This is a genomic window from uncultured Cetobacterium sp., assembly GCF_947038635.1.
Taxonomy (GTDB): domain Bacteria; phylum Fusobacteriota; class Fusobacteriia; order Fusobacteriales; family Fusobacteriaceae; genus Cetobacterium_A.
Genome location: NZ_CAMQXC010000093.1, coordinates 1 through 8593, shown reverse-complemented (window position 1 = coordinate 8593; position 8593 = coordinate 1). Strand labels below are relative to the sequence as shown.

Annotated in this window: 8 protein-coding genes and 1 riboswitch; of the genes, 5 read left to right on the top strand and 3 right to left on the bottom strand. The window is 28.4% G+C overall.

Annotation, left to right across the window (positions count from 1 at the left end):
* Positions 1-139 precede the first annotated feature (139 nt).
* The 3 genes from Q0V08_RS08825 to Q0V08_RS08815 are packed head-to-tail and all read right to left on the bottom strand — an operon-like array spanning position 140 to position 2347.
* A complete protein-coding gene (locus Q0V08_RS08825) occupies positions 140-391 on the bottom strand; it encodes a hypothetical protein (RefSeq protein WP_297434007.1) in 252 nt (83 codons plus the stop codon).
* A gap of 18 nt (positions 392-409) precedes the next feature.
* Positions 410-1252 (bottom strand): outer membrane protein OmpK, encoded by an 843-nt coding sequence (locus tag Q0V08_RS08820; RefSeq protein WP_297434005.1) that lies wholly within the window; start codon positions 1250-1252, stop codon positions 410-412.
* 12 nt (positions 1253-1264) lie between these two features.
* Positions 1265-2347: a histidinol-phosphate transaminase gene (locus tag Q0V08_RS08815; RefSeq protein WP_297434003.1), complete on the bottom strand. Its 1083-nt coding sequence runs from the start codon at positions 2345-2347 to the stop codon at positions 1265-1267.
* Between the two features lie 109 nt (positions 2348-2456).
* Here Q0V08_RS08815 and yvcK point away from each other — a divergent pair, with 109 nt between their 5' ends.
* From yvcK to Q0V08_RS08790, 5 genes are all read left to right on the top strand, one after another.
* Positions 2457-3428: a uridine diphosphate-N-acetylglucosamine-binding protein YvcK gene (gene yvcK, locus Q0V08_RS08810; protein ID WP_297434001.1), complete on the top strand. Its 972-nt coding sequence runs from the start codon at positions 2457-2459 to the stop codon at positions 3426-3428.
* Positions 3429-3440: 12 nt separating this feature from the next.
* Positions 3441-4832, top strand: coding sequence for an aminopeptidase (locus tag Q0V08_RS08805; RefSeq protein ID WP_297433999.1), 1392 nt, complete (start codon positions 3441-3443; stop codon positions 4830-4832).
* A 196-nt stretch (positions 4833-5028) separates the two neighbouring features.
* A riboswitch (cobalamin riboswitch) is annotated at positions 5029-5208 on the bottom strand.
* Between the two features lie 113 nt (positions 5209-5321).
* Positions 5322-6257, top strand: a complete 936-nt coding sequence (locus tag Q0V08_RS08800) for a nitronate monooxygenase (RefSeq protein ID WP_297433997.1) — start codon at positions 5322-5324, stop codon at positions 6255-6257.
* A 95-nt stretch (positions 6258-6352) separates the two neighbouring features.
* Positions 6353-7465: an ethanolamine utilization protein EutH gene (eutH, locus tag Q0V08_RS08795; protein ID WP_297433995.1), complete on the top strand. Its 1113-nt coding sequence runs from the start codon at positions 6353-6355 to the stop codon at positions 7463-7465.
* A 47-nt stretch (positions 7466-7512) separates the two neighbouring features.
* A partial coding sequence (locus tag Q0V08_RS08790) for a M20 family metallopeptidase (protein ID WP_297434009.1) occupies positions 7513-8593 on the top strand: 1081 nt, incomplete at its 3' end.

Here is an 8593-nt window from a genome sequence, read left to right as displayed (position 1 = left end):
ATACCCCCCAAAAATTTATTTAAATCTTTTTATTTTAACACTCCCCCGTGTTATAAAAAACTCCTTTTACCCCAAAAGGAGTTTTTTTATTTATTAGAAAATATAAAAAATGACCTCTGAAATTTCAGAGGTCAATCTTTTACATTTCAAATATATTGTTTATTTTTAAAATATTGTTTTCAAAAACTTCGAATTCAATATAAGTATAAATCTCTTCAACACTATCTTGAAATTTATTTTCAAAAGCAATAACATTTTCATTTAAGCAATCTTGAATTTCTTTCTCACTTAAATCATTGTGTATACTATAATAATTATTTTCAATCATAAAATTATTTAATTCTTCAAAAGTAATTTTTTTTCCAATTAAAGAAAGTTCATTTTTTAACATATAAATCCTCCTAATAGATTAAAACATAATAGCATAATGAATACCAAAAGATTCATTATTTTTATTTGAACTATTTTGATTAACTTGAGAAAAATGGTTATTTATTTGATAAGTATAACTTACAGAAAGATTATTATTTAGATAGAATCTAACTTGATTTTGCCACTGTAAAGAGTCATGAGTTTGCTTATTATATTCAGAACTATTTTTTGCACCGAAATCATAATCAAGCCATCCACTAAATCCAAATTTCATACCATTTTCAAATCTGTAAATAGTTCCACCGTAAGCAATATTAAATAGATACCCATCCCATTGATCTTCGTTTCGACCATAATTCTTTTCCACATATCTAGCATATAAATTTGTTTTAAAATAGTCAAATTTCATATACTTCATTTCTGGAATTGATATGTAGTTACCAATACCAACATAATATTTTCTAAGACCATTTTCATATTTCGATTTACCATGAATATTGTCAAAATCAAATTGAGTTGCAATAAACCACTCTGATATTGGTCCAATAGACAGATTAGTTCCAGTTAAGCCATCTATCGATATTCTAGGTGAAATTTCTCCATAAGTATAGTTATTATCAATACCATTTTTATCACTTAACTTAGAGCTTTTAAAGATATTAGATCTATCTACAAACCAATATAGATCTAAAAGATTGTATCTAGTTGTTCCTTGTATCTCTAAAATAACATCTTTTTCTGAAGCTCCTTGACCACTAGGTAAAGCATTCCCTTTAATAAGGCTACCTTCTAAAACAGTAAAATTCCAAGGTTCATATTTAGCGTAACTTACTGTTGAAAGTGCAACTGAACCTAAAAGTAAAATTTTCTTTAATAACATAATCCCTCCGTATTAATATTCCCGTATAAACCTTTCAATCTCTTTTAATAGAAAATTGATATTTTCTTTAGTGAGTACACAAACTCTAAAAAACTTTTCATTTAATTTATCAAAAGATTGAGCCTTTCTAATAATAATTCCTTTTTCAGATAGATAATTATAAAGAGCATTAGCATCAAACTTAGAACTTAAAATTTCACAAAGAATAAAATTACTATTCGAATCATAAATTTTAAATTCTTTAAAGCTTTTTAATCCCTTAAATAACAAATTAAAATTTTCATTAAAATTATTGTGACACATATTTATAAAATCATAATCTTTAAACATTGCTTCACCCATTAGAGAAGCAAAAATATTTATATTCCAAAGATTAGGAATAATATTTAAAGAGTCTAAAATCTCTCCCTTTGAAACAATAGAATATCCAAGTCTAATTCCAGGAGTAGAAAAAAACTTAGACGTACCTCTAATAACTACAAAATTATCATATTTATTAACTAAATTGATAGCTGAAGTTTTAGATGAATCTGTAAATTCAATATATGTTTCATCAATCATAATTGGTTTTTTAAAATTTAAATAAATTTTTTCAAGATCTTCAACAGAGATTAATGTTCCTGTTGGATTGTTTGGATTACAGATAATAATCATATCAAAACAATTAAAAGTAATAAATGAAATAAGATCATCTATATTAATTTGAAAATTATTTTCTTTTTCATAAAAAAATTTAGTAATTTTTGATCCTACTTTAATTAATTCATTTTCATATTCTGAATATGCAGGTGATAAAAGTAATGTATTCTTAGGAGATATAATTTTAATAGTAGAAGAAATGAGTTCTGTGGCTCCACTTCCTAAAACAATATTTTCTAAATTACAATTACAATAACTTGAAATACTAGCCTTTAATTCTGTATAATCAGGATCAGGATAAATACTTGCAAGTTGTAAGTTATCTTTTAGTTTTTTTAATCCTTTTGGGCTTAGTCCAAAGGGATTTATATTTGAACTAAAATCAATAATTTGATTTTCATTAATGCCTAGTGTTTCTGATAGTTGATGAAGATTTGCTCCATGATTATTTTTCATAAAACCCCTCCATTATTTAAAATATATAACTATTTTAACAAATATAGTTTTTTTTTGCAAAAGAATGTTATAAAATATAAGTATAATTAAAATAAAAAGGGGAATAGTAATGAGAAATCCAAAAGTAGTAGTAATAGGAGGTGGAAGTGGACTTTCCGTAGTATTAAGAGGGTTAAAGCACTTTCCAATAGATATAACAGCTATTGTTTCTGTTGCAGATAGTGGTGGAAGTAGTGGTATTTTAAAGAAAGAATTTAACATACCTGCGCCAGGTGATTTAAGAAATGTAATGATAGCGCTGAGTAATGTAGAGCCTTTAATAGAGGAAGTTTTTCAATATAGATTTAGAGAGGATTCTTCAATAGGTGCTCATCCGTTAGGAAATTTACTAATAACAGCAATGACAGAGATTACAGGAGATGTACAAAGTGCATTGAGAAGACTTAGAAAACTTTTTAATATTAATGGAAAGATACTTCCAGCAACTTTAGAAAAAATAGAACTAATAGCAGAGAAAACAAGCGGAGGATTTGTATTTGGGGAATCAGATATACCAGTTTTAGGTGAAAAAATAAAAAGAGTTTTTTATGATGGAAAAGTAAATAGTCCAAAAGAGAATATTAAAGCTATTGAAGAAGCCGATTTAATTGTGTTTTCAATAGGGAGTCTTTATACAAGTATTATTCCAAATTTACTTTTAGAAAATATGCAAGAAGCTTTAAAAAAATCAAAAGCACAAAAAATTTATATATGCAATGCTATGGGTCAAATGGGTGAGACAGAAAATTATAGTGTTGCGGACCATATAGAATCAATAAATAGACATGTGGGATTTGATATGATTGATAAGGTGATAGTCAATTCAGTTGAGATACCAGAAGAGATACTTAAAAGATATAGTGATGAAGGGAGTACTCTTGTTGAATTAGATATAAATAGACTAAAAAAAATGAGAGTAAAAGTAATAAAAGAACCTTTGATAAAAATAGATTCAGAAAAAAGAGTTAGACATTTATCACATAAATTAGCGGCAGTTGTATATTCACAAATAGATAGTCTTGAAAATTTTTATGATGAATAAAAGGAGGAGAAAATGTTATTAAAAAAAGAGAATGGGTGGAAAAATAAGTGTTTAGAGAAGAAGAAGATATTTGATTTTTGTCAAGAATATAAAACTTCTTTAGATTTAGGAAAAACAGAAAGAGAGTATGTAAGATTTGGTTTAGAACTAGCTAAAAAAAATGGATTTGTATGTGCTAATACAAAGGAGAGATTAGAAGCAGGGGATAAAGTTTATTATGTAAATAGAGAGAAAAATTTGGTTTTAGCAGTGATAGGAAAAGAAGATATAAAAAAAGGAATAAACTATGTAGTTTCTCATATTGATTCTCCAAGGATAGATTTAAAGCAAAATCCATTATATGAAGAGTTAGAACTAGCGTATATGAAAACGCATTATTATGGGGGAATAAAAAAATATCAATGGGCATCAATACCTTTATCTTTACATGGTGTTGTTATTTTAGCTAATGGAGAAAGAAGAGATATTGTAATAGGAGAAAAAGAAGAGGATCCTGTATTTACAATACCAGATTTATTACCACATTTAGCAGCAAAATATCAAGGCGATAGACAAACTTCAGAAGTTATAAAAGGTGAAGAGTTACAAATAATAGTTGGATCTATACCGACTGAAGTTAAAAATAGTGAAATTAAAGAATTAATAAAATATCAAATTTTGGAAGAGTTAAATATAAGATATAATATGATAGAAGAGGATTTTATATCAGCAGAATTTCAATTAGTTCCAGCTTTTAAAGCTAAAGATGTAGGATTAGATAGATCTCTTGTTGGAGCTTATGGTCAAGATGATAGAGTTTGTGGTTACACTTCATTGAGAGCAATATTAGATTTAAATGAAACTCCAGTAAAAACAGCAGTTTGTTTTTTAGCAGATAAAGAGGAAACAGGGTCTCATGGATCAACAGGATTACAATCTAATTATTTAGAATATTTTACAAGTGATTTAATTAGTAAAATTCAAGGGAAATATAATGATTTAGATTTAAGAAAAACTCTTTGGAATTCAAATGCATTATCATCAGATGTGAATGCAGCAATGGATCCTATATTTAAAGGAGTTCATGAACCTCAAAATGCAGCAAAATTAAACTATGGTATAGTTGTAACTAAGTTTACAGGAGCTAGAGGTAAGAGTGGAACAAATGATGCAGATGCAGAGTATGTATGGAGTATAAGAAATCTATTAAATACTCATGGAATTACTTGGCAAATTGGTGAATTAGGTAGAGTTGATGAAGGTGGAGGAGGAACAGTTGCTATGTTTTTAGCTGAAGTAGGAATAAAAACGATAGATGTAGGACCAGCACTTTTAGCAATGCACTCACCATTTGAAGTATCATCAAAATTAGATATATACGAAACTTATAGAACATACAAAGTATTTTTTGAAAAAATGATTTAAAAAATAGGAAAGCTCTCTATTCTAGACAACATTTCTAGATTAGAGAGCTTTTAAAAGTTTGTTTAAAAGTTTGTTTGTTTTTATAAAAGTTTTTTTAGTTTGTTTTCCTTATAGTCAAAAAAATTCATGTTGTTAAAGACGTTTATATAGACTTAAGGAAAAAAATGCCAAAATCTCATCATATTTAGTCCTCCCTCGAAGATAATTCACTAAAGATAAATATCCTGACTCTTTTCATTCTACTCGTAAACCTTCCCAGAAATAAATCCAGTGGTATAAAATACTTTCGTCCAAATTACAGTGGCGGGGCCGTAGAGGAATCAAACCTCATTTCCTTATCTAAGTGTCCTGTTATATTATTTAACATTAATATGAATATACTCTATATATTGTTTAAAGTCAAGGGTGAAATTTAAATAAAAAAAGTTTCCATTTTTTGATAACATATGTTATTATAACAAGTGTTATTATACTTGGAGGTGAATTTAAGTGAAAATAGGAGATTTAAATATAGAGGTACCAATTATTCAAGGAGGAATGGGAATAAGAGCATCAATGTCAAGATTAGCTTCAGCTGTAGCAAATCAAGGTGGAATTGGTGTTATATCAGGAACTGCAATTCCGGCAGAAGAATTTAGAGAAGAGATAAGAAAAGCAAAAGAGATGATTATAGAAAAAGGTGGAGCACTTGGAGTAAATATAATGGTTGCTGCATCAAACTTTGCAGAAGCAGTAAAAGTATCAATAGAAGAGAAAGTTGATATGATAATCTGTGGAGCAGGATTCTCAAGAGATATATTTGAAACTGTAAAAGGAACAGGAGTAAAAATTATTCCGATAGTTTCAAGTTTAAAGTTAGCTAAAATAGCTGAGAAGTTAGGTGCAGATGCTATTGTTGTAGAAGGTGGGAACGCAGGTGGACATTTAGGAACAGATAAAGATTCTTGGGATATAGTTGAAGAGATTGTAAAAGGTGTTTCAATTCCGGTTTTTGGAGCAGGAGGGGTAATCACACCAGAAGATGCAGAAAGAATGATGGCTTTAGGTGTAGATGGAATCCAAATGGGAAGTAGATTTATAGCAACTGAAGAGTGTGAGGTAAGTCAAGAATTTAAAGAGATGTATGTTAATTCAAAAGAGGGAGATGTAGTTCAAATTATGAGTTCTGCAGGTCTTCCAGCAAATGCTATAGTATCACCATATGTAAAAAGAGTTATCAATGAAGAAAAATTAACTCCTAAAAAATGTACAAGTTGCTTAAAAAAATGTAGTAGAAAATTTTGTGTGAAAGATAGTTTAATAAAGGGACATGAAGGTGACTCTTTAGAAGGAATTTTCTTTGCAGGAAAAGATGCATGGAAAATTAATGATATTTTATCAGTAAAAGAAGTGTTTGATTTATTTAGAAGTAAAGTTGTAAAATAATATAAAAATAAATAGAAATCTAGTACGTTAGTACTAGATTTTTTTTATATTCATGATATAATCAATTGATAAAAATAGAATTGGGAGGATTAAAGTTGAAAGTTATATTTTTTATTCTAACTTTTTTTGCGGTTTTAGGAGCCTTAGATAGATGTTTTGGAAATAAATTGGGGTATGGAAAAAGATTTCAAGAGGGAATATATGTAGCAGGACCTTTAATACTTGCTATGTTAGGAATATTATCGATAAGTCCGTTAATATCAAAGTTTTCAAAACCATTTGTTGAAAAACTTTATTTTTTAACAGGGATTGATCCTTCAATATATATAAACTCAATTTTAGCAACAGATATGGGAGGATATTTTTTAGCTAAAGATTTGGCAATAAATAAAGATTTAATTGATTTTTCAGGAGTAATATTAGGTTCAATGTTAGGAACAGTAGTAATTTTTACAATGCCTGTAGCCTTTGGTATTATTGATGACTTATCAAAAGAGAATTTTTCTAAAGGAATATTGAGCGGTGTAGCTACGATTCCTTTAGGTTGCTTTGTAGCAGGAGTAATTATGGGACTTGATATAATTTTAATTATTCACAATTTAATTCCAGTGGTTATTTTTTCAGGAATTATCTGTACAGGACTATGGTTTTTTCCAGAGAAAACTTGTAAATTATTTGATAAATTTGGGAAAGGAATGACGATATTAATAACTATCGGATTAGTTCTAACTATTATAGAAACTATGTTTGGATATTCAATAATTCAGGGATTAAATCCTATAGATGAAAGTATGAAAGTAGTTACAAGAGTAGCTTTAACTTTAAGTGGAGCTTATCCATTATTATACTTTATAGAGAAATATTTTAAAGAAACTTTAAAAAAAATGGGCTCTTTATTAGGAATAGATGAGAGTGGTACAGCTGGTTTTATGGCATCTTTAGTGAGTAGTATACCGATGTTTGGAATTTTTAATAAAATGGATAATAACAGCAAAATAATAAATAGTGCATTTGCAGTAGCAGGCTCATATGTTTTTGGAGGACAATTAGGATTTGTAGCTGGAGTTTCACCAGATAATATATTACCTTTCATTGTAGCAAAATTAGTGGCTGGATTTAGTGCGATTTATCTAGCTAAAACTATGTTTATCAATAAAAAAGAAAAAAATAAAAGTTTTGTATTAAATAAAAATTTCAAAATAAACTAGGAGGGATAAATTTGGAAAAAATTATATTAGAATTAAAAGAAAGATATATGGAAATTTTTGAAGAATTAAAAGATTTAAATAGTTATCTTTTTGAAAATCCAGAATTAGGTTTAAAAGAGTTTAAAGCAAGAGATAAACATTGTGAAATTTTAAGTAAATACGGATTTTTTATAGAGAAAGGTTATTGTGGGATTGAAACAGCTTTTTTAGCAAATTATGTAGGAGAAAAACCAGGACCAAGAATAGCTTATTTAGCTGAATACGATGCACTTCCAGAAATAGGTCATGGATGTGGTCATAATCTTTTAGGTGTAACTAGTAGTGCTGCAGGAATACTTTTAAGAGAGTTTGTAAATATATATGGTGGAGAAGTATTAGTTATTGGAACACCAGCTGAAGAAACAGATGGAGCAAAGGTATCTATGGTTAAATCAGGAGCATTTAATAATATTGATGTTGCTATGATAGTTCATCCTACGAGTGGGAATTTACATTTGAGAAGTAGTTCAAGTCAGGCTATGGAAGCTTTACAATTTACATTTAGAGGAAAAACTTCTCATGCAGCTGGTTCTCCTCATTTAGGAATAAATGCTTTAGATGGTGTAATTACTTTATTTAATACAATAAATGCATTAAGACAGCAGATACTGCCAACTGATAGAGTACATGGAATTATAACAAAAGGTGGAGAAGCTGCTAATATAATTCCAGATTTAGCTATAGCTAATTTTTATGTAAGATCAAGAAATAAAAATGAGCTGGATATACTTTTAGAAAAAGTATTAAATTGTGCTAAAGGTGCTGCAATTTCTTCAGGAACTAAGTTAGAAATAGAAAACTATGAAACAAGTTTTTTAGATTTAATAACAAATAAAACCTTAATGAATCTTTACGAGGAAAGTTTGAAAGATATAGGAATAACTGAAATGAAAGATTCGGAGGATAGTGGGTCAACTGATGCAGGAGATGTAAGTCATGTATGTGCGACAATTCATCCATATCTACCTCTGTATAAAGATGTAATTAGTCATAGTAGAGAATTAGCACAATGCACAATTGAAGAAGGCGCTTATAAAGGTATGGAAGAAGCTGTACTAGCTCTTACTTTAACAGGGATAAAAATATTAA